The organism is Pseudomonas sp. 5P_5.1_Bac1 (assembly GCF_025466015.1).
Classification (GTDB): Bacteria; Pseudomonadota; Gammaproteobacteria; order Pseudomonadales; family Pseudomonadaceae; genus Aquipseudomonas.
In genome coordinates this window covers 162,905-186,630 of record NZ_JANLNX010000115.1, presented here as the reverse complement: position 1 = coordinate 186,630, position 23,726 = coordinate 162,905, and the positions used below count along the sequence as shown (strand labels likewise).

The window sequence follows — 23,726 nt, the reverse complement described above, 5'->3', positions numbered from 1 at the left end:
TTAACAAAAGATAACGTCCCGTTCGTTGTCAGCCCTTCGCAATCCCCGATAGGATGGCCCTCAGCTATTGCAGGGCTCTGGAACACGGTTTTTCGCAGTACCTGCAAATGGATTGACCCAAATAACAATAATCGGGGAACAGATCTATGACGGAGCCTGGAATGGCGGGTACTGGTAACGCGCTCCGTGCGCGCCCATGGGCACTGGCCGCCAGTGCGGCATTGCTGCTGGCAATGGGCATGTGGGCCAACAGCGTCGAGGCAGCAACGCCAGAGGCTGAGGTCTGGTCCACGGTTTCGGCCAAGGCTGACAAGAGTCTGCTGCTGGACGTGGCCAAGGCCGGTTCACGGCTGGTGATGGTCGGCGACCGCGGCCACATTCTGTTCTCCGATGACCAGGGCACGACCTGGACCCAGGCCAAGGTGCCTTCCCGTCAATTGCTCACCGCCGTCACCTTTGTCGATGACAAGCACGGCTGGGCGGTCGGCCATGACGCGCAGATCCTCGCCAGCAGCGATGGCGGTGCGACCTGGACCAAGCAGTTCGAAGACCTTTCCCGCGAAGCCCCGCTGCTGGACGTCTGGTTCCAGGACACCCAGCACGGCGTGGCCATTGGCGCCTACGGCGCAATTCTCGAAACCACCGACGGCGGCCAGCACTGGCAGGACATCAGCGAGCGCCTGGACAACCCCGACGGCCTGCACCTGAACGGCATCGCCCAGATCAAGGACGCCGGCCTGTTCATCGTCGGCGAGCAGGGCACCATGTTCCGCTCCGGCGACGTCGGGCAGACCTGGCAGAAAGTCGAAAGCCCCTACGAGGGCTCGTTCTTCGGTGTGATCGGCACCGCTCAGCCGCAGACCCTGCTGGCCTATGGTTTGCGCGGAAACCTTTACCGCTCCAGCGATTTTGGTGACACCTGGCAGCAGATCAGCTTGAAAGCCACACGCGGGACGCTCGAATTCGGCCTCTCAAGCGCTACGCTTCTCGATGATGGCAGTCTGGTACTTGTGGGCAATGGGGGGACTGTCCTGCGCAGCAGCGACGATGGCGTCACCTTCAGCGTCTTCAACCGCGCCGACCGCCTCGCGCTGGCAGGAGCCAGCGGCCTGCCTGACGGCAATCTGATCCTGGTGGGGCAGGGCGGCGCACACTTCGCCGCCGCCACCGGTGCCGAGAGGGCGCAACCATGACCAGTCGGGAGTCGTTCACCATGAGCCAACACCATCAGGACAAGCCGACCTTGCTCGAGCGCCTGATCTTCAACAACCGTCCGGTGGTGATTGGTATCTGCCTGCTGGTCAGCATCTTCCTGTTCTGGCAGGCCACGCTGATCCGCCCGTCCACCAGCTTCGAAAAAATGATTCCGCTGGAGCACCCGTTCATCCAGAACATGCTCGAGCACCGCAATGACCTGGCCAACCTCGGCAACACCGTGCGTATCTCGGTGGAGGCGGTCAACGGCGATATCTTCGACAAGGACTACATGGAGACGCTGCGGCAAATCCATGACGAAGTCTTCTACATCCCTGGCGTTGACCGCTCGGCGCTGAAGTCGCTGTGGAGCCCCGCGGTGCGCTGGACCGAGGTGACCGAAGAAGGCTTCTCCGGCGGCGAAGTGATCCCCAACACCTACAACGGTTCGCCGGAAAGCCTCGACGCCCTGCGCAACAACGTGCTCAAGTCCGGCCAGATCGGCCGTCTGGTGGCGAACAACTTCAAATCCAGCATCGTCGATATTCCGCTGCAAGAGTCCTATCCCGACCCGCAGGACCAGGGGCGGCAGATCAAGCTGGACTACCAGAAGTTCTCCCACGAACTGGAAGAGAAGATCCGCGACAAGTACGAAGCGCAGAACCCGAATGTGAAGATTCACATCGTCGGTTTCGCCAAGAAAGTTGGCGACCTGATCGATGGCCTGATGATGGTCGCGGCGTTCTTCGCCATCGCGTTGGGCATCACCTGGGTCCTGCTGTACTGGTTCACCTGGTGTATCCGCAGCACCATCGCCGTGCTCACCACCACCCTGGTGGCGGTGGTCTGGCAGCTCGGATTGATGCACGTGGTGGGTTTCGGGCTCGATCCGTATTCGATGCTGGTGCCGTTCCTGATCTTCGCCATCGGCATCTCCCATGGGGTGCAGAAGATCAACGGCATCGCCCTGCAATCCAGTGACGCCGACAACGCCCTGACCGCAGCGCGACGCACGTTCCGGCAACTGTTCCTGCCGGGGATGATCGCCATTTTGGCCGACGCCGTGGGCTTCATCACCCTGCTGATCATCGATATCGGGGTGATCCGCGAGTTGGCCATCGGCGCGTCCATCGGCGTGGCGGTGATCGTCTTCACCAACCTGATCCTGCTGCCGGTGGCGATTTCCTATGTCGGCATCAGCAAGAAGGCCATCGAGCGCAGCAAGCGCGATGCGACCTGCGAGCACCCGTTCTGGCGCCTGCTGTCCAACTTCGCCAGCCCGAACGTGGCGCGGGTGTCGGTGCTCCTGGCGCTGGTCGCCTTCGGCGGCGGCCTCTGGTACAGCCAGAACCTGAAGATCGGCGACCTCGACCAGGGCGCGCCGGAACTGCGTCCGGACTCGCGCTACAACAAAGACAACGCCTTCATCATCGACAACTACTCGACCAGCTCCGACGTGCTGGTGGTGATGGTCAAGACGCCGACGGAGCAGTGCTCGGTGTACAAGACCATGGCGCCGATCGACGAGCTGATGTGGACCATGGAAAACACCCCGGGCGTGCAGTCGGCGATCTCCCTGGTGACCGTGTCCAAGCAGATGATCAAGGGCATGAACGAGGGCAACCTGAAATGGGAAAGCCTGTCGCGTAACCCGGAAGTGCTGAACACCTCGGTATCCCGCGCCGATGGCCTGTACAACGGCGACTGCTCGCTGGCGCCGGTGCTGGTATTCCTCAACGACCACAAGGCGGAAACCCTTGATGGCGTGGTCGCGGCGGTCAAGGCCTTCGCCGACACGCATAACCAGGAAGGCCTGGAGTTCCTCCTGGCGGCGGGTAACGCCGGTATCGAAGCGGCCACCAACGAGGTGATCAAGTCCGCCGAACTGACCATCCTGATCCTGGTGTACATCTGCGTTGCGGTGATGTGCATGATCACCTTCCGCTCCTTCGCCGCCACCCTGTGCATCGTCCTGCCGCTGGTGCTGACCTCGGTGCTGGGCAACGCACTGATGGCCTTCATGGGCATCGGCGTCAAGGTCGCCACCCTGCCGGTGGTGGCGCTGGGCGTGGGTATCGGCGTGGACTACGGGATCTACATCTACAGCCGCCTGGAAAGTTTCCTGCGGGCGGGCCTGCCATTGCAGGAGGCGTATTACCAGACCCTGCGTTCCACCGGCAAGGCCGTGCTGTTCACCGGCCTGTGCCTGGCGATCGGCGTGTGCACCTGGATCTTCTCGGCCATCAAGTTCCAGGCCGACATGGGCCTGATGCTGACCTTCATGCTCCTGTGGAACATGTTCGGCGCACTGTGGCTGCTGCCGGCGCTGGCGCGGTTCCTGATCAAGCCGGAGAAAATGGCCGGACAGCAGAGCAAATCGATCTTCGCTCACTGATCCACGCCTGAGTGAAACCGCGGGCCAGACGCCACAACGTCTGGCCCGCGGTGCATTTGGGCTATCATTGCGCCTTTCCCCATTCATGGCAGTTGCGTAATGACCACCCTTTCCCAAGCCCTGCAAGCCTGCGACATGTTGCTGATCGACGGCCTGCATGCCTTTGACTTCACCTACGACGACAGCAGCCTGCGCATCGAGTGCATGGACGGCCGCGCACTCAAGCGCTGGACCTTCACCCCCGAGCAGATCGCCGCCGCCCGTGCTGAGGGCGAGGACTGGCTGATCGTCGGTGACAGCGGCGAGCACCGCCTGGTGTGCCTGAGCGCGCTGCGGGCCTCGGAAGATGACGAGGGCGACGAAGCCGATGAGGGCGACGATGAAAGCACTGCTGAACCGGCTGATCGCTAGTGCCATGTTGCTGACCGCGGCGGCCCACGGGCATGAAGTGCTGGTGGGCAGCTACACCGACGGCGCCAGCGAAGGTATCTACCGCTACCGTTTCAACGGCGCCAGCGGCCAGATCGACGCGACGCCCTTGCAGGTGCAGCCGGCGAGCAACCCGTCATGGCTGACGCTGTCTGCCGACCGCCACCACCTGTTTGCGGTCAACGAGCAGGCGGCGGGCGAGGTGTCGGCGTTCAGCCTCGATTCGGCCCATCACCTTGCGCCGCTCAATCAGGTCGGCAGCCAGGGCGGTGAGCCGACCCATTCCAGCCTCAGTCACGACGGGCGTTTTCTGTTCGTCGCCAACTATGGCGGTTCGACCCCGGAAGGCGGCAGCCTCAGTGTCCTGCCGGTCAAGGCGGACGGCCGGCTGGGCGCGGCGGTGCAGCGACTGCGTCACGCCGCCAGCCAGGTCAATCCCGAACGCCAGGCTGCGCCCCATGTTCATTCGCTGGTGTCATCGCCGGACGGCCGCTACCTGTTCGCCAGCGACCTCGGCGCGGACCGGGTCTTCAGCTACCGCTATGACGGCAATGCCGCGCAGCCGCTGAGCGCGTTCGATTCGGTGGCGCTGCCGCCCGGCAGCGGGCCGCGGCATCTGCTGTTCAGTGCAGATGGCAAGCACGCCTGGCTGACCCTGGAAATGAGCGCGCAGGTGGCGACGTTCGAGTATCACGACGGCCATCTCAGGCTGATCGACACCGCAGCGCTGACCGACAGCGATGACCCCGCGGCAAAGGCCGGCGGCGCGCTGCACGGTTCGGCGGATGGGCGTTTTCTCTATGTCAGCAACCGCGGCAGCGTCAATGAACTGCTGGTGTTTGCCATCGATCCCGATGGTGGGCGGCTGACCTTGCTGCAACGGCGTTCGGTGGAAGGCGATCATCCGCGGGAGTTCAGCCTCGACCCGGGGCAGCGCTTTGTACTGGTGGCCAACCAGAAGAGCGACACCATCGTGGTGATCCGCCGCGATACGGTCAGCGGTTTGCTGGGTGAGGTGGTGCAGCGGTTCAAACAGGCGGCGCCGTCGGACCTGAAGTTCATCGACTGACTATCAATGGCATCGATATCGGTTACTGGCGCAATGAATTTTTTCTCGCGGCGGTAGCGGCGTAGTTTTGAACCACGGCCCCAGACGGCCTCTTCACACTACCGACTTCGAGAGCCTTGCCATGAATTTCAATCTTTTCCCTGTGATTGCCGCTTCAGCCATTTCCGCGTCCGTGGTCCAGGCCGCCCATGCCCATGTTGAAATCAATCAGCGTAAATCGGCCACGCCGAGCTATACGGCTGACTATCTGCGGCAGAGTGCCAATTTCTATGCGGCGTTGGATCACAAGGTCAGTCATTGAGGTTTGTGGTGGTCTTGAGGGCCTCATCTCGCAGGTAAGTGTGGGAGCGGATTGAGGTGACCGACGCTTTGCGATTGCTTGCGCGATGTGTAGATACCCATGCAACGATGAGGCCCTGAACATCACCGCGCCATGACCGCCTTGAACAGCTCCGATTCCAGCCAGCCCTGCAACCACGCGCGCAAGCGCGGGTAGGGCGCCTCGGCGAACCACTGCGGTTCGACCCCGGCGAACTGGCGGATAAACGGCAGCAAGGCGGCGTCCGCCAGGGTCGGGTGGTCTGCCAGCAGGTAAGGTCGCTCGCTCAAGCGCTGTTCCAGATCCGCAAGAATCACTTCCGCCTGCCGCCGATAGTGCTCCCGGGATTGCTCCGGGTAGCGCTCGGCGTATTTGTAGTGGTTCAGGTGCACCTTGAATTCGCTGTCATTGCGGGCGATCAACTGCTCGCTCGCCGCTGATGGACCGTCCTTGAGCAGCCAGTCCTGTGGATCGTTCTGCGCCAGGGCCCAGCGCATGATGTCCAGGCTTTCTTCCAGTACCCGCCCGTCGACTCTGAGCACCGGCACGGTGCCTTTGGGCGACAGCGCCAGCATTTCGGCGGGCTTGGCTTTCAGGCTGACTTCCTCGACGCGCACCGCCACCCCGGCGTAGCGCAGCGCCAGTCGCGCGCGCATGGCGTAGGGGCAGCGGCGGAACGAGTAAAGGATCATCCGTCCACCTCCAGGGTGCTCAGGCCGTTGCCCTGGCGGCGGACCTGGATCTGCACGCCGATCCGCTCATGCATTTCCTGCACATGGGAAATCACCCCGACCTTGCGGCCCTGGGCCTGCAAGCCGTCGAGGGCGTCCATGGCCAGTTGCAGGGATTCCGGGTCGAGGCTGCCGAAGCCTTCGTCGATGAACAGCGATTCGATGCGCAGGGTGCTGGAGGCCATGGACGCCAGGCCCAGCGCCAGGGCCAGCGAAACCAGGAAGGTCTCGCCGCCGGACAGCGAGTGCACCGAGCGCAGTTCGTCGCCCATCTCGGTGTCCTGCACCAGCAGGCCGAGCTGGCTGCCGCCGCGCTTGAGGCGGTAGCGCCGGACCAGTTGGCGCAATTGCTGGTTGGCGTGGTGCACCAGCAGGTCGAGGTTGTAGCCCTGGGCGATCTTGCGGAAGGTGTCGCCGCTGGCCGAACCGATCAGCTCGCTCAGCCGCGCCCAGCGCTGCCATTCCCCGCGGGCCTGGGCGATGCGTTCGGCGAGGGCCTGGCTGGCCTGCTGGCGGCGCTGGTCTTCGGCCTGCTGCGCACGCAGTTCGGCGCAGTGGTGTTCGTGCTGGTCCAGTTGCTGTTGGCTGGCCTGCAGCGCCAGTTCCAGTTCTTCCGGCTGCTGTTCGGTCAGGTTCAGCGCCTGATGCTGTTGCAGGCGCGCGTCACGCTCCTGCACCCGCACGCCGGCCTGTTCGATGGCTTTTTCCGCGGTTTGCAGGCGCTGGCGCAGGCTGGCGACCTGTTCGTCGTCCATGCCGAGCAGGGCGTCCAGGCCCTGTTCGTCCAGCTCCGGGTGCGCCTCGCGCCATTGCGCGATGGCGGCATCGAGTTGCTGTTTTTCCTGCTCCAGGTGAGCGTGCTGCTCTTCGCGGGCCTTGAGTTCGCTGGCGATGGCCGCGGCCTGGGTGCGGGCTTCCTGCAACTGCTGGTTGGCTGCGGCTTCGGCGTTGCGCGCCTGTTCCACGGCCTGTTCCAGATGACGCTGCCAGCCCTCGGCGTCGGCATGTTCGCCGATCAGCGCGGTCAGGGCTTCGCGGGCCTGTTGTTGCTGGGCCTCGCTGGCGACGAGCTGCTGTTGCAGCTTGTCCTGTTCCTGCTGACGGGCCTGTTGCTTGAGTTCAAGGGCTTCGCGCTGCTTGAGGCGTTCGTTGAGTTCCTGCTGTTCGTCTTTCTGTTGGTCGAGCAGTTGCTGGCGGGTGTTCAGTTGCTGGTCGAGGGTCAGGAAGGTTTCCGCTGGCTTGTCCCGCAGCGCGGTGAAGATATCCGCCGGCAGCAGCGGTTCGAAGTGGGCCAGTTCCTGTTGCAGGCGCTGTTCGTCGGCGTGCAGGGCGTCTTGTTGCTGGTTCAGTTGCTGGGTGGCCTGCTGACTGGCGTCGTTGGCGGCCTGAAGTTGTTGCTGCAGGCGGGCGGCGTCCTGTTGCAGGGTCAGCAGGGCGTTCTGGCGCTGCTGGTCGCGGGCGATGTCGTCGTTCAGCCGGCGCAGTTGCAGGTCGAGCCACTGGCTGCGGGAGGCGCTGTTCTGTTCCGCCAGTTGCGGGTAGAGCGGCTGGGCTTCGAGTTCCGGGGCCAGGGCCTGGAGCTGGGTGTTCAGTTGCTCCTGCTGGTGCAGGTACTCCTTGAGCTGGCCGTTGACGCCGCCGAGCTGGGAGCGCAATTCGTCCAGCTTCTGGGTGAGTTCGGTGACCGCCTTCTGGGCGTTGGCCTCTTCGCTTTCGTCGTGGCGGGCGAGGTTTTCCAGCAGCGCTTCCGGCTGATGGTAGGGGTGTTCCAGGCTGCCGCAGACCGGGCAGGGTTGCTCGTCCTGCAACTGCGTGCGCAGTTCTTCAACGCTGGCGTTGCGAGCCAGGCGCTGGCGCTCCAGCAACTGGCGGGTGAGGGTCAGCGCTTGCTGCGCGGCTTCCAGTTCCTGCTTGCCCTGCAAGCCGGCGGCGATCAGTTGCGCGCGCTCTTGCTGGGCGCCGGACTGGCGTTCGCGCAGGGCCAGCAGGCGCTGCTCGACGTCCTGCTGACGACCCCACAGCCGCGCCAGTTCCTCGAAGCCGCGTTGCAGCTTGCGGTTGTCCTGCAGCAGGGTGCCGAGCAGGCCGATCTGTTCGGCCAGGGCCTGTGGTTCGGCGCCGGCTTCCTGGAACAGCACGGCCAGTTCGGCGCGCAATTCCTCGCACTGACGGGCGCGGGTTTCGGCGGTCTGGCGCAGGCTCGGCAGTTCTTCGCGGCCCTTGCCCAGGCGGTTGGCAGTGAGCATCACCTGTTGCAACTGGCTGCGGTAGGCGTTCCAGGCGCTGCCCAGGCTTGCCAGCGCGGCGCTTTGTTCAAGCTGGCCGGCAATGCTGGCGAGGGTCTGTTCGTGGCGTTGCTGGTGTTCGATCAGGCTCGCCAGTTGGCTGCGGCCTTCTTCGCACGCTTGCTGCGCTTGCAGCGTCAACGCGCGGTCGCGGGTCAGTTCCTGCTCCAGGCGGGCGAGGTTGTGCTGGGTGTCGAAGGCCTGGCGCAGGCGCGGTGCGCTGTCGGTCTGGTCGCCGAGGGCGCGGGTGAGGGCTTCGCGGGCGCCGTTCAGGTCCTGTTCCAGTTGCTGCTGGCGATTGCCCAGTTCGGCCTGTTGCCGGCGCTGCTGTTCCAGCGCGCTGGCCAACGGCGTGAGCTGGTTGAGCAACTCCTGGCGTCGGGCGAACTGATGACGCTGCGGCGCGAGTTGTTCCAGGCGGGTCAGGTTCAGCCGTTCGCCGGCCAGTTGTTCCCACGCCTGGCGGGCGTTGCTCAGGTCGGCGGCCGCGGCGCCCTGCTGCGCCTGCAAGGCGTGCAGCTCGTTGAGCCAGGTGCGTTGCTGTTCGAGCTGGCGCAGTTGCGCCTGTTCGGCCTTGAGTTGCTGTTGGGCTTCGCCGAGGCGTTCATCGAGGGCCGTGCGCTCTTCCGCGTTCATCGGCAGTACGCCGCTGGCTTCAAGCTCCAGGGCTTTGTAGCTGTCGGCCGCGTCCTTGGCCTTGATAAAGGCGCGCCGCCCCAACTGGCTGTAGATCGCCGTGTTGGTGAGCTTTTCCAGCAGCTCGCTGCGCTCCTTGTCGTCGGCCTTGAGGAAGGCACTGAACTCGCTCTGCGCCAGCATCACCGCACGGGTGAACTGGGCGAAGTTGAGCCCCAGGCGGGACTCGATCAGTTGTTCGTACTCGCGCTTGCTCTGGTTGCTCAGCAGTTGCTGGCTGTCGAGGTCGTGCAGGCTCTGGCGGCTGCCTTGCAGTTTGCCGGTGGCCTTGTCACGGGCACGGTTGGTTTCCCAGCGGGCACGGTAGCGGCGGCCGTCGATGCCGACGAAGTCCACCTCGGCGAAACCGCTGCCGGTGCCGCGGCGCAGCAGGGTGCGCGGGTCGTTGGTGAGGATTTCGCCGTCGACGTCGGGGACCTTGGTTTCCCGGCCGATATTGTCCAGCCGCGGCACCGAGCCGAACAGCGCCAGGCACAGGGCGTCGAGCAGGGTGCTCTTGCCGGCGCCGGTGGGCCCTGTGATGGCGAACAGGCCGGCGCTGGCCAGGGGTTCGGCGGTGAAGTCGATTTCGAACGGACCGGCCAGCGAGGCGAGGTTTTTCAGGCGAATGGCAAGAATCTTCATGGCTGCTCCTCCTCTTGCTGAACGTCCTGCAAAAGCAGGGCGAAGTCGGCCAGGGTCTGTTCATCGGCGGCGTTGCCATAGGCCTGTTCCCAGGCGCGGGCGAACAGGTCTTCGGGCTTGAGCTGGCCCAGTTCCACCAGACGGGTGTCGTCGTCGCCGTCGGCTCCGGCGCGACCGGCATATTCGGCGGCGATGCGGATCAGGCGCACGGCCTTGCCTTGCAGAGCGGTTTCGATCTGCTGGCGCAGGTCCGCTTGCGGCTCGTCCAGTTGCACCCGCACTTCCAGCCAGGGCTGGCGTTGCGGGTCGTCCAGCAGATCGACCGCCGGCAGTTCGTTCAGTTGCGTCAGAAGCTCCGCTAGCGGCGCCGGACCGAGCCGCTGCAAGGCCACAGCGCGGGGCACGTGACGGCTTTCGACGCTGAGCAACTTGTTGCCCTTGAACTCGATTTCGAGGATCTGGTGCGGGTATTTGATTTCCGAGAACGACAGCGGCAGCGGCGACCCGCAGTAGCGGATGCGGTCCTCGCCGTTGACCTTTTGCGGCTTGTGCAGGTGGCCGAGGGCGACGTAGCCGATCTCGGCGCCGAACAGGCTGGCCGGCAGGGCTTCGGCGTTGCCGATGATCAGGCTGCGCTCGGAGTCTTCCGAAATCGATCCGCCGGCCATATGCGCGTGGCTGATGGCGATCAGCGGCTGCTTCGGGTCGCGGCGGTCGAGGGCGGCGGCAATGAGCTTTTCATGGACCTGGCCAATCCCGCGCAGGTAGTCCTCGCCCAGGTGCGGGCCGGTGACTTCTGCTGGTCGCAGGAACGGCAGCGCCAGGCACCAGGCCAGGACCTTGCCCTTGGCGTTGGTCAGCGGCACCAGCAAGCGTTCGCTGTCGAGCTGGCCTTCGTCCAGCCACTGCACCCGGCCCACGGCGTGGGTGCGCAGACGGCGCATCAGGGCTGCGGGGAGTTCGATGCGCGAGCCGGAATCGTGGTTGCCGGCGATCATCACGATGGTCAGCCCCGGCTGTTGCTCGTGGGCCTTGACGATGAAGTCGTAGAGCCGTTCCTGCGCCTTGACCGGCGGGTTGACGGTGTCGAAGACATCGCCGGCGATCAGCAGGGCATCGGGCTCGCGCAGCTTCAGTTGGCCCAGCAGCCAGTCGAGAAAGCAGGCATGTTCGAAATCGCGCTCCTGGCCGTGCAGGGTTTGTCCCAGATGCCAGTCGGAGGTGTGAAACAGACGCATTGGTAATCCTGTGACGGGAGCCGGCTAAAAGCCGGATATGGTACCCGAATGTGGGATGGGTCCGGTGATTGGGTCAGGGTTTTGGGTGATGTTTGAAGGGCCTCATCGCCGCACAGGCGGCGCTCAATCTAGAGAGCGCTGCAGATTCCCTACTTCGGATACAACGGCGGCAACCCGCCATTCTCGCCCTGCGCCGGCTGCGCCTGTTCCGCCGTGGGAATGGTGCTGATCGCCCGCCACAGTTCATCGCCTTGCCAATACTGTCCCGCCTCGCTGTACAGCGCGCTGTTGAGACCGTCGAGGGCATCGGACAGCGGCACGAAGCGCGCCGCCATGTCCGCCAGGGTCTGCGGCTGTTGCCGGGCCCAGGCGTCGAGGGCCTGGCGGGTGGCGTGGGAGTCGTTGGCCTGGCAGGCGCGCTTGAGGTCGTCGAGCAGGGTGCGCGGGCTCGGCCCGGTCTGCGCAGCACGCAGCACCGCCGGCTGCGAACGGGCGCGCCACCACAGGGCGAAACCGGCCAACGTGGTCAGCGCCAACACCAACGTGCTCAGTTGCCACGGCCACAGCGGCTGGCCGTCGCTTGCCGGTGTCGCGCTCGGGGTTTCCGCGCTCAGCGCCGGGTTGTCCTGCACGTTGAGGCTGCGCGCGGGCAGGCTGCTGCGCTCCAGATGGTTTTCGCGGGTGTTCCACCAGACCAGTTCCAGGCTGGGCAACTCCAGTGCGCCGCTGTGGGTCGGCACCAGGGCCTCGCGTTCTTCGCGGCTGCCGATCAGGCCGCGTTCGTCGATCTGGTTGCGCAGTTGTGGCTGGTCCGGGTAGCGCCGCAGCCCCGGCACTTCGGTGCCGGGCAGGGGCGTCAATTGGGTGCTGGAGAGCCCTTCGGCCTTGATCGTGATGGTTCGGGTCAGCGAATCACCAATCTGCGTCGGCCCCTGGCTCGGGTCCGGGCTCCAGTGTTCTTCCAGGGTCAGGCTGCGCGCCGGCAACCAGGCCAGGCCCGCCGGGTAGTCGGCGGGGATCGGGCGCACCTGCAACGGCAACTCGCGCGAGCTGACCCGCACCTGGCTGTTGCCGGGGTTGCCCGGGTTGTCGCTGTCGCTGCCGGCACTGGTGGCGCTGAAGGTCAGGGGCGGCACCGTGACTTCGCCGCTGCGCTGCGGGTAGAGCGCGTAGCGCATCTCGATCACGCCATGGCGGATACCGTTGATCAGTTTTTCGTAGGTGCGCGACTCGCCCAGCGGTTCGATCTTCACCCCGTCGATCTGCAACGGGCTGAGGCTGCTGTCGTCGTACAGCGACACCGAGTGGTAGATGCGCAGGGTCAGTACCGCCTGGGCCTGCACGTAGATGTCGTTCTGGTCGAGGCTGGCTTCGATGAACACCGGGGCGAGGATCGTCGCCGGGCTGTCCTGCGCGGCCTCGACCTGCAATTCGATGGCTTCGCTGTGCAACTCGCCCAGGTGCAGCGGCGGGATTTGCAGGGTGCCGGCCCGCCGTGGCATCAGCGTGACCACCCAGCGGGTGGTGGCCTCGTTCTGCCCGTCGAGGGTGTTGAGGCTGTTGAGCTGGCGGGTGCCGCGGACTTCGAAGTCGGCCTGCAGCGGCGCGAGGTCCGGCTTGCCGAATTGGGTCACGTCCTGGATTTCCAGGGTCAGTTCCAGGGTCTCGGCGGTGCTCAGCCGGGCGCGGTCGACGCTGGCATGGAGCTCCGCGGCCTGAACCAGCGGGCCGAAAAGAAGACAGAACACGAAGGCGCAGACGCGGCTCATCGATGGGTTTCCTGATGTTGTTGCTGTTCGTACCAGAATTTGCGCCGCAGCAGTTGCGCCGGGTTGTCCGGGATCTGCCGCAGCCATTGTTCCAGCGCCTGGCGCTGTTCGACGTCGAGGTTGCTGCCGGTAGGGCGCTGCGGCGGCTGGGTCACGGATTCGTCGTCATCGCCGCTGCTGTTCTGCTGCGTCTGACTGTCGCCGGGTTCCTGGTGTTCTTCCGGTTCGTCGCCGGGTTGTCCGGTTTCGCTCTGGTTGCTGTTTTGCTGGCTGTTCTCGTTGCTGTCGCCGGGCATCTGCTGGCCGGACTGTTGCGTGTCTTCCGGCTCGGGTTCCTTTTGCTCCGGTGGCTGTTCCTGCTGGCGTTGTTGCAGCAGTTGTTCCACCAGGGCCTTGTTGGTCAGCGCCGGTTGCAGATCGGGCTGACGCTCCAGCGCTTCTTCGTAGGCATCCACCGCGGCTTCCAGCTCGCCGCCGCGGGCCAGGGCGTTGCCACGGTTGTAGTGGCCGCTGGCGCTGTCGTCGAGGGCGAACTGGCGGGCGGCGCCGGCGTAGTCACCGGCTTCGTAGAGGGCCCAGCCTTTCCATTGCGGGTCTTTGAAGTGCTTCGCGGCTTCGGCCGGACGCTTTTTTTCCAGCAGGTGCTGGCCCTGCTGATCGGGGCGGCGCCACAGCTCACTGAATTCGAAGGCGTGGGCCGGTTGCGGCAGGCAGAGCAACAGCGGCAGGCAGAACAGCCAGCCGCGCCGCCCGGCGCAGGCGGCCAGCAGTAACAGGGGCAGCAGCAGCCAGTAACCCTGGTCGGCCCAGTTATCGAGCTGCACGGTCTGGCCGTCGCTGCTCAGGGCCCGGGGGTTGTCGAACAGGCCGAGGCCGCGCAGGTCGAGGTCGTCGATGCGCGCATGCCGGTAGCGGCCGCCGAGGTCGTTGATAAAGGGCTTGAGGCTGGCGCTGTCCAGTCGCGGCAGGAGGATCGCACCGTCGGCGTCCTTGATGAATTCGCCGCTGGCCTGTTTCACCGGTGCGCCTTCGGCGCTGCCCACGCCCAGCATCAGCAGGGCCGGGCCGTTGCGCCCGAGCGCCTGGGCGATGCCCTGGCGTTCTTCTTCACTGAGAGACGAGGCGATCAGCAGCACCCGGCCCTGGCCGAGGGCGCCCTGGGCCAGCAGTGCCAGGCCCTTGCGCAGCGCCAGGTCGGCGCGTTGTCCGGGTTGCGGCATGATGCCCGGTTCCAGCGCTTCGAGCAGGTTGCGGCTGGTGCCCAGGTCATCCGACAGCGGCACCAGCGTGTGCGCGCTACCGGCATAGACGACGATGGCGGTCTGGCTGTCGCTGCGGTGTTTCAGCAGGTCGAGGACTTTCCGCCGCGCCTGTTCAAGGCGTGAGGGTGGGCTGTCTTCGGCGAGCATCGCCGGGGTCAGTTCGAGCAGGATCACCAGCGGGTCGGCGGGGCGCTGGCGGGTTTCTTCCAGGCGCTGCCAACTCGGCCCGAGCAGGGCCAGCACGCCCAGCAACCAGGCCAGGCCGAGGGCGATCCACGGCAGTTTGCTGTCGTGGCCGCTGCCGCCGCCGAGCAGTACGCCGTGGAAGGCCGGCGGCAGGATCATCTGCCAGCGGCCGGCGCGTTTCTGCCGGTGCCAGAGTTTCCACAGCAGCCAGCCGAGCACGGGCAATAACAGCAGCCAGAGTGGGCGTAGCCAGTAGGGCCAGAGGTCGATCATCGGCGCCTCCGCAGGCGCAGGCGTTTCAGCCGTTCGCGCCATTCCGGGTGCGGCTGGAGAAAGTCCGGGCGACGCAACAGGCGTTGCAGCAGCTTTTGCACCAGATGGTCGGGCCAGCGTTCGCGCAGCACCAACGCCAGGCTGAGCAGCAACGCCGCCGCCAGTGGCCAGGCATACAGCGCTTCGGCGGTGCGCGCCTGGGTTGGTTGTTGTTCCACCGGTTCCAGCAGGTCGAGGGTTTCGCCGATGGTCTTGAGTTCGGCGCCATCGCGGGCGCGGAAGTATTCGCCATGGGTGATCTGGGCGATTTCCCGCAGCGAGGCTTCGTCCAGGTCAAGGCTGGGGTTGAGCCCCAGTTGGCCAGCGGTGCCGTTTTCCTCGGCGCTGGCGCCGATGCCGATGGTGTAGATGCGGATGCTTTCCTGGGCCGCCAGCCGCGCCGCGGTCAGCGGGTGGATCTGCCCGCCGTTGTTGGCGCCGTCGGTGACCAGGATCAGCACGCGGCTGTCGGTCGGGCGCATCCGCAGGCGTTTCACGGCCAGGCCGATGGCGTCGCCGAGGGCGGTGTTCTTGCCGGCGATGCCGATCTGCGCCTCGTCGAGGAAGCTGCGCACGGTACGTCGGTCGAACGTCAGCGGCGCCTGCAGGTAGGCCTGGCTGCCGAACAGGATCAGCCCGACGCGGTCGCCTTCGCGTTGTTCGAGAAAGTCACCGAGCAGTTGTTTGACCAGCACCAGGCGGCTGACGTCTTCGCCTTCCCAGCTCATGTCGGGGAAGTCCATGGAGCCAGAGACATCCACCGCCACCAGCAAATCGCGCCCGCTGGCGGCTACCGGCAGCGGCTCGCCCAGCCATTGCGGGCGGGCGGCGGCCAGCAACAGCAGCAGCCAGATCAGCACGAACGGCGCCTGCTGACGCCAGGTCGGCAGGTTCAGCCGCGCGCGGCGACCGGCCAGGCCTTCCAGCTCGTCGAGGAAGCTGACTTTGAGCACCGGCTCGCCGCTGTCCGCGGCCGGCAGCACCAGGCGTGCCAGCCAGGGCAGCGGGAGCAGGGCGAAGACCCAGGGCCAGGCCAGTTCAAACATGCTTGCGAATCCAGGTTTCGACGGACTGGTTGAGTCCGGCGATGGCTTTGTCGTCCAGCCGGCATTCGGGCTTGTAGGCGCCTTCCACCAGCACCATCCAGCGCGTCAGCCCGGCGGCCGGGCAACGGTTGTCGAGAAATGCCAGCCACTGCCGGCCATTGAGGGTGTGGCTGTGGCTTTCCGGGTAGTGGTTGCGGCACAGGCGCTTGAGCAGCGCGTTGATCTGCTGCAGCCAGGCGCCGGCCGGCGCGCCGTCGTAGGGTTTGGGCAGCTGCGCCAGTTCGGCCAGGGCGGCGACGCGGATCGGGTCCAGCGGTTGCTCGGCGCGTGGCAACGGCGCTTTGCGCGGTCGCCAGTGGCGCAGCCGCCAGAGGCCCCAGCCCAGCAACGGCAGGATCAGCAGCAGCGCCCACCAGCCGGGAGCGGGGGGCCAGGCGCTGATCGGCTCGGGGGCGATCAGCGGTTGCAGTTGCGCCAGAGGGTTCATCGCGGCTTGCCGGCGCGTTGGGGGTCGAGGTATTCGCGCAATTGCTCGATCATTTCGCTCTGGGTGCTCAAGGGCATCAACACCACCCGCAGTTTCTGCGCGAGCAGTTCCCAGCGCGCGATCCGCGCTTCGCTCAGTTGACGGTAGCTCTGGCGCAGGTTGGCATCGAGGGTGTCCAACTCCAGTTGCGCGCCGCGCTGGGCGAAGCGCAGCAGGCCGGCGGCGGGCAGGGCGTGGTCGAGCGGGTCGGAGAGCGGCAGCAGGAGCAGGTCGCAATGCCGCGACAGCAGGCCCAGTTGCTGTTCGACGCTGGGGTTCAGCGCCCGCTCGTCGCAAATGATGATGGCCAGGCTGCCGGGACGCAGCACCTCGCGGGCGCGGCGCAGCGCGGTGCCGAGGTTGTCGCCCTGGGTCACGGCTTCGGTGTGCAGCGACTGATTGACCCGGGCCAGGCGGTTGAGCAGTTGCAGCAGGCTCTGCTTGCTGCGTCGCGGTTTGATTTCGTAGTGCTCGTTGTCGCCGAACACCAGGCCGCCGATCCGGTCGTTGTGGCCCAGCGCGGCCCAGCCGAACAGCGCCGCAGCCTGGGCGGCGAGCACCGACTTGAACATCAGGCCAGAGCTGAAGAACAGCCGCCGGCTTTGTTCGACGAGGATGAAGATCGGCCGCTCGCGCTCTTCGTGGAACAGCTTGGTGTGCGGCTCCTGGGTGCGGGCGGTGACGCGCCAGTCGATGTTGCGCACGTCGTCGCCGGCCTGGTAGACCCGCACCTGGTCGAAGTCCACACCGCGCCCGCGCAGGCGCGAGTGGTGCAGGCCGACCAGCGGGCTGCGCTGGCCGGGGGCGGAAAACAGGCGTACCTCACGCACCCGGTGACGCATCTCGATCAGCTCGGCGAGGCTGATGCGGATGCCGGGCGCGTTCAACAGTTGGCTGGGCATGGGGTCAGGCGACAGCGACGACGTCGAGGACGCGCTGGATCACCCGGTCCTGGTCGATACCGGCGGCCTCGGCTTCGAAAGAAAGAATGACGCGGTGACGCAGCACGTCGAACAGCACCGCCTGGATATCTTCCGGGCTGACGAAGTCGCGCCCGGCCAGCCAGGCGTGGGCCCGGGCGCAGCGATCGAGGGCGATCGAGCCGCGCGGGCTGGCGCCGTAGGCGATCCAGTCACCCAGCTCGGCGTCGTACTTGGCGCCGTTGCGGGTGGCCATGACCAGTTGCACCAGGTACTCCTCCACCGCGTCGGCCATGTACAGGCCGAGGATTTCCTTGCGGGCGGCGAAGATCGCCTGCTGGGTGACCCGGCGTTCCGGCTTGGTTTCACCGTTGAGGGCTTCGCCGCGGGCTTGCGACAGAATGCGTCGCTCCACCGAGGCGTCCGGGAAGCCGATCTTCACGTGCATCAGGAAACGGTCGAGCTGGGCTTCGGGCAGCGGGTAGGTGCCTTCCTGCTCGATCGGGTTTTGCGTGGCCATCACCAGGAACAGCGGCGACAGCTCGTAGGTGCTGCGGCCGACGCTGACCTGGCGCTCGGCCATGGCTTCGAGCAGCGCCGATTGCACCTTGGCCGGGGCCCGGTTGATTTCGTCGGCGAGCACCAGGTTGTGGAAGATCGGCCCCTGCTGGAACACGAAGCTGCCGGTCTCCGGCCGATAGATTTCGGTGCCGGTGATGTCCGCGGGGAGCAGGTCGGGGGTGAACTGGATGCGATGGAACTGCGCCTCGATCCCGTCGGCCAGTTGCTTGATGGCCTTGGTCTTGGCAAGGCCCGGTGCGCCTTCGACCAGCATGTGGCCGTCGGCCAGGAGCACGATCAGCAGGCGTTCAACCAGTTTTTCCTGGCCAAGGATCTGGGTTGAAAGAAAGGTGCGCAGCGCGACCAGCGCTTCACGGTGTTCCATCGTCGACGGTTCCTGGAATGACGCGCGGGGCCGGCGAACGGCCCCGGGCAGGGGTTGATACTTTAATCCATCCGTGGGGTCGCCGACTAACGGTGCCGGGGGAAATTCTTCGGGGGCAGATCGCGGCAAGGGGCCGGGCGCGCTGCCCGGCCCTGTTGCACTCAGCGCTCGCTGACGAAGGTGCCGGTGCCGTCGAGGATCACGCGCAGGGTCTGTTCGACTTCATCCGCGTCGATGATGGCGTTGTCCAGGCGGATTTCCAGCACATCGTCTTCGAACAGGTCGGTAGACCCGGCCGCCAGCTCGACCAGCAGGCGGGTGTCGCTGAGTGTCACCTTCAGGTCGCGGACGGTGGCGCCTTCTTCGTCGAGCATGAGGTCCACTCTGTCTTCGTGCGGGTAGCGGCTGATGATGAACAACTGGTTCTTGTCGCTTTGGCAGCCGACGGTGGCCAGGTTGTCTTCTTCATCATCGCAAGGGTTGGCGAAGGCCAGTTGGGCGGTCAGTTGCATGGGCGGCTCGATAAAGGAATTGAAACGCGAGTGTGCCAGTGTTCGCTCACGGGATAAATCTTCCGTTGCTCCTCGTTGTCCGAATATGTCGCAGCGCCGCAAGCAGGGCCGGGTGGGCTGTCGTTAAGCTGCGTTGTCGATGGACACCCGTAAAGACGCAGCCGGCTTCAGTGGCAGTGGTTTTTGCAGATGTCCATCCCGGTGTGACCAGTCGGTCATCCCGGCACCCGCTCTTTCGGATTTCCTCTGCGCTTTGCCCGTCATTGGCTATGGTTGATGCGGGATAAAGCGGACACGCGCGACGCTTCACCCAATAACAAAGCCCAAGCGGAGTACCACAGATGGCGTTCTTCACCGCAGCCAGCAAAGCCGACTTCCAGCATCAACTGAAAGCGGCCCTGGCCCAGCACATCAGCGAGCAGGCACTGCCACAAGTGGCGCTGTTCGCCGAGCAGTTCTTCGGCATCATCTCTCTGGACGAACTGACCCAGCGGCGCCTGTCCGACCTGGTCGGTTGCACCCTCTCTGCCTGGCGCATGATCGAGCGCTTCGATCACAGCCAACCTCAGGTCAACGTCTACAACCCCGATTACGAGCGTCATGGCTGGCAGTCGACCCACACCGCCGTGGAAGTCCTGCACCATGACCTGCCGTTCCTGGTCGACTCGGTGCGTACCGAGCTGAACCGTCGCGGCTACAGCATCCACACCCTGCAGACCACGGTGCTGAGCACGCGTCGCGGGGCCAAGGGCGAACTGCTGGAAATCCTGCCCAAGGGCACCCACGGCGAGGACGTGCTGCAAGAATCGCTGATGTACCTGGAGATCGACCGCTGCGCCAACAACACCGAACTCGGCGTGCTGACCCATGAGTTGACCCAGGTGCTGGCCGAAGTGCGCGTCGCCGTGGCCGACTTCGAGCCGATGAAGGCCAAGGTCCGCGACTTGCTGGCGCTGGTGGAGCAGACCCCGTATGCCCCGGCGCAAACCGAGAAATCCGAGATCCAGAGCTTCCTGGAGTGGCTGGTGGGCAACCACTTCACCTTCCTCGGCTATGAAGAATTCGTGGTCAACGGCGATGCCCAGGGCGGCCAACTGGTCTACGACGAGCAGTCGTTCCTCGGCCTGACCCGCCTGCTGCGCGCCGGCCTGACCACCGAAGACCTGCGTATCGAAGATTACGCGGTCAACTACCTGAACGAACCGCTGCTGCTGTCCTTCGCCAAGGCCGCTCACCCGAGCCGCGTGCACCGTCCGGCTTACCCGGATTACGTGTCGATCCGCCAGCTCGACGCCGACGGCAAGGTCATCAAGGAATGCCGCTTCATGGGCCTGTACACCTCGTCGGTGTACGGCGAGAGCGTGCACCAGATCCCGTACATTCGCGGCAAGGTCGCCGAAGTCGAGCGCCGTTCGGGCTTCGACGCCAAGGCGCACCTGGGCAAGGAACTGGCCCAGGTCCTCGAAGTGCTGCCGCGCGACGACCTGTTCCAGACCCCGGTGGACGAGCTGTTCAGCACCGTCATGTCCATCGTGCAGATCCAGGAGCGCAACAAGATCCGCGTGTTCCTGCGCAAAGACCCGTACGGTCGCTTCTGCTACTGCCTGGCCTACGTTCCGCGTGACATCTACTCCACCGAAGTGCGGCAGAAGATCCAGCAGGTCCTGATGGAGCGCCTGAAGGCCAGCGACTGCGAGTTCTGGACCTTCTTCTCCGAATCGGTGCTGGCGCGGGTGCAACTGATCCTGCGGGTCGATCCGAAGAACCGCATCGATATCGACGCCAAACAACTGGAAAACGAAGTGATCCAGGCCTGCCGTTCGTGGCAGGACGACTACGCCGCGCTGACCGTCGAGAACTTCGGCGAAGCCCAGGGCACCAACGTCCTGGCGGACTTCCCGAAAGGCTTCCCGGCCGGCTACCGCGAGCGTTTCGCCGCGCACTCGGCGGTGGTGGACATGCAGCACCTGCTCAACCTGTCCGAGGGCAAGCCGCTGGTGATGAGCTTCTACCAGCCGCTGACCCAGACCGGTAAACAGCTACTGCACTGCAAGCTGTACCACGCCGATACCCCGCTTGCCCTGTCGGACGTGTTGCCGATCCTGGAAAACCTCGGCCTGCGCGTGCTGGGCGAGTTCCCGTATCGCTTGCGCCACAGCAATGGCCGCGAGTTCTGGATTCATGACTTCGCCTTCACCACCGCCGAGGGCGTCGAGCTGGATATCCAGCAGCTCAACGACACCCTGCAGGACGCCTTCGTCCACATCGTCAACGGCGATGCGGAAAACGACGCCTTCAACCGCCTGGTCCTGACCGCCGGCCTGCCGTGGCGCGACGTCGCGCTGCTTCGTGCCTACGCCCGCTACCTCAAGCAGATCCGCCTGGGCTTCGACCTCGGCTACATCGCCAGCACCCTGAACAACCACACCGACATCGCCCGCGAGCTGACCCGCCTGTTCAAGACCCGCTTCTACCTGGCGCGCAAGCTCACCAGCGAAGACCTCGATGACAAGCAGCAGCGTCTGGAACAGGCGATCCTCACGGCACTGGACGACGTCCAGGTGCTCAACGAAGACCGTATCCTGCGGCGCTACCTGGACCTGATCAAGGCGACCCTGCGCACCAACTTCTATCAGCCGGACGCCAACGGTCAGAACAAGTCCTACTTCAGCTTCAAGTTCAACCCCAAGCTCATCCCCGAACTGCCAAAACCGGTGCCGCGCTTCGAGATCTTCGTCTACTCGCCGCGGGTCGAAGGCGTGCACCTGCGCTTCGGCAACGTCGCGCGGGGCGGCCTGCGCTGGTCGGACCGCGAGGAAGACTACCGCACCGAAGTGCTGGGTCTGGTAAAAGCCCAGCAGGTGAAGAACTCGGTGATCGTGCCGGTGGGCGCCAAGGGCGGCTTCCTGCCGCGTCGCCTGCCGCTGGGCGGCAGCCGTGATGACATCGCCGCTGAAGGTATCGCCTGCTACCGCATCTTCATCTCCGGTCTGCTGGACATCACCGACAACCTCAAGGACGGCGGCGTAGTACCACCGGCCAACGTGGTGCGGCATGACGAAGACGATCCCTACCTGGTGGTAGCGGCCGACAAAGGCACAGCGACCTTCTCCGACATCGCCAACGGCATCGCCATCGACTACGGCTTCTGGCTCGGCGACGCCTTCGCCTCGGGCGGCTCGGCCGGCTACGACCACAAGAAAATGGGCATCACCGCCCGTGGCGCCTGGGTCGGCGTGCAGCGCCACTTCCGCGAACGCGGTATCAACGTGCAAAAAGACAGCATCACCGTGGTCGGCGTCGGCGACATGGCCGGCGACGTGTTCGGCAACGGCTTGCTGATGTCCGAGACCCTGCAACTGGTGGCAGCCTTCAACCACCTGCACATCTTCATCGACCCTAATCCGGATCCGGCCACCAGCTTCGCCGAGCGCAAGCGCCTGTTCGACCTGCCGCGTTCGGCCTGGAGCGACTACGACACCAGCATCATGTCCGAGGGCGGCGGCATCTTCACGCGCAGCGCGAAGAGCATCGCCATCACCCCGCAGATGAAGGAACGCTTCGCCATCGAAGCCGACAAACTGACCCCGACCGAGCTGCTCAACGCACTGCTCAAAGCGCCGGTGGACCTGCTGTGGAACGGCGGTATCGGCACTTACGTCAAGTCCAGCAGCGAAAGCCACGCCGATGTCGGCGACAAGGCCAACGACGCGCTGCGGGTCAACGGTAACGAGCTGCGCTGCAAGGTAGTGGGCGAGGGCGGCAACCTGGGCATGACCCAGCTTGGCCGGGTCGAGTTCGGCCTGAACGGCGGCGCCACCAACACCGACTTCATCGACAACGCCGGTGGCGTGGACTGCTCCGACCACGAGGTCAACATCAAGATCCTGCTCAACGAAGTGGTGCAGGCCGGCGACATGACCGAGAAACAGCGCAACCAGTTGCTCGGCAGCATGACCGACGAAGTGGCCGCGCTGGTGCTGGGCAACAACTACAAACAGACCCAGGCCCTGTCCCTGGCCGCGCGCCGGGCCAGAGAGCGCATCGCCGAGTACAAGCGCCTGATGGCCGACCTGGAAAGCCGCGGCAAGCTGGACCGGGCGATCGAGTTCCTGCCGTCGGAAGAGCAACTGGCCGAGCGCCTTGCGGCCAACCAAGGCTTGAGCCGCGCCGAATTGTCGGTGCTGATCTCCTACAGCAAGATCGACCTCAAGGAAGCCCTGCTCAAGTCGCTGGTGCCGGATGACGACTACCTGACGCGTGACATGGAGACCGCGTTCCCGCCGTCGCTGGTGCACAAGTTCGCCGACGCCATGCGTCGTCACCGTCTGAAACGCGAGATCGTCAGCACCCAGATCGCCAACGACTTGGTCAACAACATGGGCATCACCTTCGTCCAGCGCCTGAAAGAGTCCACCGGCATGAGCCCGGCGAACGTGGCTGGGGCATATGTGATCGTGCGTGACATCTTCCACCTGCCGCACTGGTTCCGTCAGATCGAAGCGCTGGATTACCAGGTGCCGGCGGAAGTCCAGCTGACCCTGATGGACGAACTGATGCGCCTGGGCCGCCGCGCGACCCGCTGGTTCCTGCGCAGCCGCCGCAACGAGCAGGACGCCGGGCGTGACGTCGCGCACTTCGGTCCACAGATCGCCGCGCTGGGCCTGAAACTCGACGAACTGCTCGAAGGCCCGACCCGCGACCGCTGGCAGACCCGCTACCAGAGCTTTGTCGAAGCCGGCGTGCCGGAATTGCTGGCCCGCATGGTCGCAGGCACCACGCACCTGTACACCTTGCTGCCGATCATCGAGGCGTCCGACGTCACCGGCCACGACCCGGCACAGGTGGCCAAGGCGTTCTTCGCCGTGGGCAGTGCGCTGGAACTGACCTGGTACTTGCAGGAAATCAGCAACCTGCCGGTGGAAAACAACTGGCAGGCCCTGGCCCGCGAAGCGTTCCGCGACGATATCGACCTGCAACAGCGCGCGATCACCATTTCCGTGCTGCAAATGGCCGATGCCCCGGACGACATGGACGCCCGCGTGGCGCTGTGGATGGAGCAGCACCGGGTGATGGTCGAGCGCTGGCGCGCCATGCTCGACGACCTGCGCGCCGCGACCGGCACCGATTACGCCATGTACGCGGTCGCCAACCGCGAGCTGGTGGACCTGGCGCTGAGCGGGCAGGCGACGGTGTTGCCTTCCTGAGGTGTGAGCTGAAATGAAAAAGCCCCGGCAGTGATGCCGGGGCTTTTTTGTGGGCTTCAA

The 23,726-nt window shown here is 65.2% G+C and carries 16 protein-coding genes; 6 read left to right on the top strand and 10 right to left on the bottom strand.

What is annotated here, in order from left to right:
* The first annotated feature begins 161 nt into the window (after positions 1-161).
* From NTD82_RS27220 to NTD82_RS27200, 5 genes are all read left to right on the top strand, one after another.
* Complete coding sequence (locus tag NTD82_RS27220; protein WP_262130954.1) at positions 162-1,193, top strand: WD40/YVTN/BNR-like repeat-containing protein; 1,032 nt, start codon at positions 162-164, stop codon at positions 1,191-1,193.
* Between the two features lie 20 nt (positions 1,194-1,213).
* A complete protein-coding gene (locus NTD82_RS27215) occupies positions 1,214-3,589 on the top strand; it encodes an efflux RND transporter permease subunit (protein ID WP_262130953.1) in 2,376 nt (791 codons plus the stop codon).
* A gap of 99 nt (positions 3,590-3,688) precedes the next feature.
* Positions 3,689-4,000: a DUF5629 family protein gene (locus tag NTD82_RS27210; protein ID WP_262130952.1), complete on the top strand. Its 312-nt coding sequence runs from the start codon at positions 3,689-3,691 to the stop codon at positions 3,998-4,000.
* Positions 3,969-5,087 carry a lactonase family protein gene (locus tag NTD82_RS27205; protein ID WP_262130951.1) on the top strand — a complete coding sequence of 373 codons (1,119 nt, stop codon included), beginning with the start codon at positions 3,969-3,971 and terminating at the stop codon, positions 5,085-5,087. The genes NTD82_RS27210 and NTD82_RS27205 overlap by 32 nt, the downstream gene beginning before the upstream one ends.
* A gap of 121 nt (positions 5,088-5,208) precedes the next feature.
* Entirely contained in the window at positions 5,209-5,388 is a 180-nt protein-coding gene (locus tag NTD82_RS27200) for a hypothetical protein (RefSeq protein WP_262130950.1), read from the top strand.
* Positions 5,389-5,510: 122 nt separating this feature from the next.
* Here the strand turns inward: NTD82_RS27200 and NTD82_RS27195 are convergent, their stop codons facing one another.
* From NTD82_RS27195 to NTD82_RS27150, 10 genes are all read right to left on the bottom strand, one after another.
* Positions 5,511-6,098: a glutathione S-transferase gene (locus NTD82_RS27195; RefSeq protein WP_262130949.1), complete on the bottom strand. Its 588-nt coding sequence runs from the start codon at positions 6,096-6,098 to the stop codon at positions 5,511-5,513.
* Positions 6,095-9,742, bottom strand: coding sequence for an AAA family ATPase (locus tag NTD82_RS27190; RefSeq protein ID WP_262130948.1), 3,648 nt, complete (start codon positions 9,740-9,742; stop codon positions 6,095-6,097). The genes NTD82_RS27195 and NTD82_RS27190 overlap by 4 nt, the downstream gene beginning before the upstream one ends.
* Entirely contained in the window at positions 9,739-10,980 is a 1,242-nt protein-coding gene (locus NTD82_RS27185; RefSeq protein ID WP_262130946.1) for an exonuclease SbcCD subunit D C-terminal domain-containing protein, read from the bottom strand. Before NTD82_RS27185 ends, NTD82_RS27190 begins: the two co-directional genes overlap by 4 nt.
* A gap of 149 nt (positions 10,981-11,129) precedes the next feature.
* Positions 11,130-12,749, bottom strand: a complete 1,620-nt coding sequence (locus tag NTD82_RS27180) for a BatD family protein (protein WP_262130945.1) — start codon at positions 12,747-12,749, stop codon at positions 11,130-11,132.
* Positions 12,746-14,470: a VWA domain-containing protein gene (locus tag NTD82_RS27175; protein ID WP_262130944.1), complete on the bottom strand. Its 1,725-nt coding sequence runs from the start codon at positions 14,468-14,470 to the stop codon at positions 12,746-12,748. Before NTD82_RS27175 ends, NTD82_RS27180 begins: the two co-directional genes overlap by 4 nt.
* Positions 14,467-15,555, bottom strand: coding sequence for a vWA domain-containing protein (locus NTD82_RS27170; RefSeq protein WP_175653837.1), 1,089 nt, complete (start codon positions 15,553-15,555; stop codon positions 14,467-14,469). The genes NTD82_RS27175 and NTD82_RS27170 overlap by 4 nt, the downstream gene beginning before the upstream one ends.
* Complete coding sequence (locus NTD82_RS27165) at positions 15,548-16,042, bottom strand: DUF4381 domain-containing protein (RefSeq protein WP_095155690.1); 495 nt, start codon at positions 16,040-16,042, stop codon at positions 15,548-15,550. Before NTD82_RS27165 ends, NTD82_RS27170 begins: the two co-directional genes overlap by 8 nt.
* Positions 16,039-16,983: a DUF58 domain-containing protein gene (locus tag NTD82_RS27160; RefSeq protein ID WP_095155691.1), complete on the bottom strand. Its 945-nt coding sequence runs from the start codon at positions 16,981-16,983 to the stop codon at positions 16,039-16,041. The genes NTD82_RS27165 and NTD82_RS27160 overlap by 4 nt, the downstream gene beginning before the upstream one ends.
* Positions 16,984-16,987: 4 nt before the next feature.
* On the bottom strand, positions 16,988-17,947 hold the full coding sequence (locus tag NTD82_RS27155; RefSeq protein ID WP_095155692.1) for an AAA family ATPase: 960 nt from the start codon (positions 17,945-17,947) through the stop codon (positions 16,988-16,990).
* Between the two features lie 161 nt (positions 17,948-18,108).
* Positions 18,109-18,459 (bottom strand): hypothetical protein, encoded by a 351-nt coding sequence (locus tag NTD82_RS27150; RefSeq protein WP_262130943.1) that lies wholly within the window; start codon positions 18,457-18,459, stop codon positions 18,109-18,111.
* 341 nt (positions 18,460-18,800) lie between these two features.
* On the opposite strand from NTD82_RS27150, the gene NTD82_RS27145 reads away from it, so the two are divergent.
* The gene (locus NTD82_RS27145; RefSeq protein WP_262130942.1) at positions 18,801-23,666 is read left to right on the top strand and encodes an NAD-glutamate dehydrogenase; all 4,866 of its coding nucleotides are present in this window, start codon (positions 18,801-18,803) and stop codon (positions 23,664-23,666) included.
* The last annotated feature ends 60 nt before the right edge of the window (positions 23,667-23,726 follow it).

Coding starts and splice junctions, on each gene's coding strand:
- NTD82_RS27180 (WP_262130945.1), bottom strand. CDS start 12,749: ATGAGCCGCGTCTGCGCCTTCGTGTTCTGTCTTCTTTTCGGCCCGCTG.
- NTD82_RS27215 (WP_262130953.1), top strand. CDS start 1,214: ATGAGCCAACACCATCAGGACAAGCCGACCTTGCTCGAGCGCCTGATC.
- NTD82_RS27165 (WP_095155690.1), bottom strand. CDS start 16,042: ATGAACCCTCTGGCGCAACTGCAACCGCTGATCGCCCCCGAGCCGATC.
- NTD82_RS27205 (WP_262130951.1), top strand. CDS start 3,969: ATGAAAGCACTGCTGAACCGGCTGATCGCTAGTGCCATGTTGCTGACC.
- NTD82_RS27185 (WP_262130946.1), bottom strand. CDS start 10,980: ATGCGTCTGTTTCACACCTCCGACTGGCATCTGGGACAAACCCTGCAC.
- NTD82_RS27145 (WP_262130942.1), top strand. CDS start 18,801: ATGGCGTTCTTCACCGCAGCCAGCAAAGCCGACTTCCAGCATCAACTG.
- NTD82_RS27160 (WP_095155691.1), bottom strand. CDS start 16,983: ATGCCCAGCCAACTGTTGAACGCGCCCGGCATCCGCATCAGCCTCGCC.
- NTD82_RS27170 (WP_175653837.1), bottom strand. CDS start 15,555: ATGTTTGAACTGGCCTGGCCCTGGGTCTTCGCCCTGCTCCCGCTGCCC.
- NTD82_RS27190 (WP_262130948.1), bottom strand. CDS start 9,742: ATGAAGATTCTTGCCATTCGCCTGAAAAACCTCGCCTCGCTGGCCGGT.
- NTD82_RS27200 (WP_262130950.1), top strand. CDS start 5,209: ATGAATTTCAATCTTTTCCCTGTGATTGCCGCTTCAGCCATTTCCGCG.
- NTD82_RS27175 (WP_262130944.1), bottom strand. CDS start 14,470: ATGATCGACCTCTGGCCCTACTGGCTACGCCCACTCTGGCTGCTGTTA.
- NTD82_RS27210 (WP_262130952.1), top strand. CDS start 3,689: ATGACCACCCTTTCCCAAGCCCTGCAAGCCTGCGACATGTTGCTGATC.
- NTD82_RS27155 (WP_095155692.1), bottom strand. CDS start 17,947: ATGGAACACCGTGAAGCGCTGGTCGCGCTGCGCACCTTTCTTTCAACC.
- NTD82_RS27195 (WP_262130949.1), bottom strand. CDS start 6,098: ATGATCCTTTACTCGTTCCGCCGCTGCCCCTACGCCATGCGCGCGCGA.
- NTD82_RS27150 (WP_262130943.1), bottom strand. CDS start 18,459: ATGCAACTGACCGCCCAACTGGCCTTCGCCAACCCTTGCGATGATGAA.
- NTD82_RS27220 (WP_262130954.1), top strand. CDS start 162: ATGGCGGGTACTGGTAACGCGCTCCGTGCGCGCCCATGGGCACTGGCC.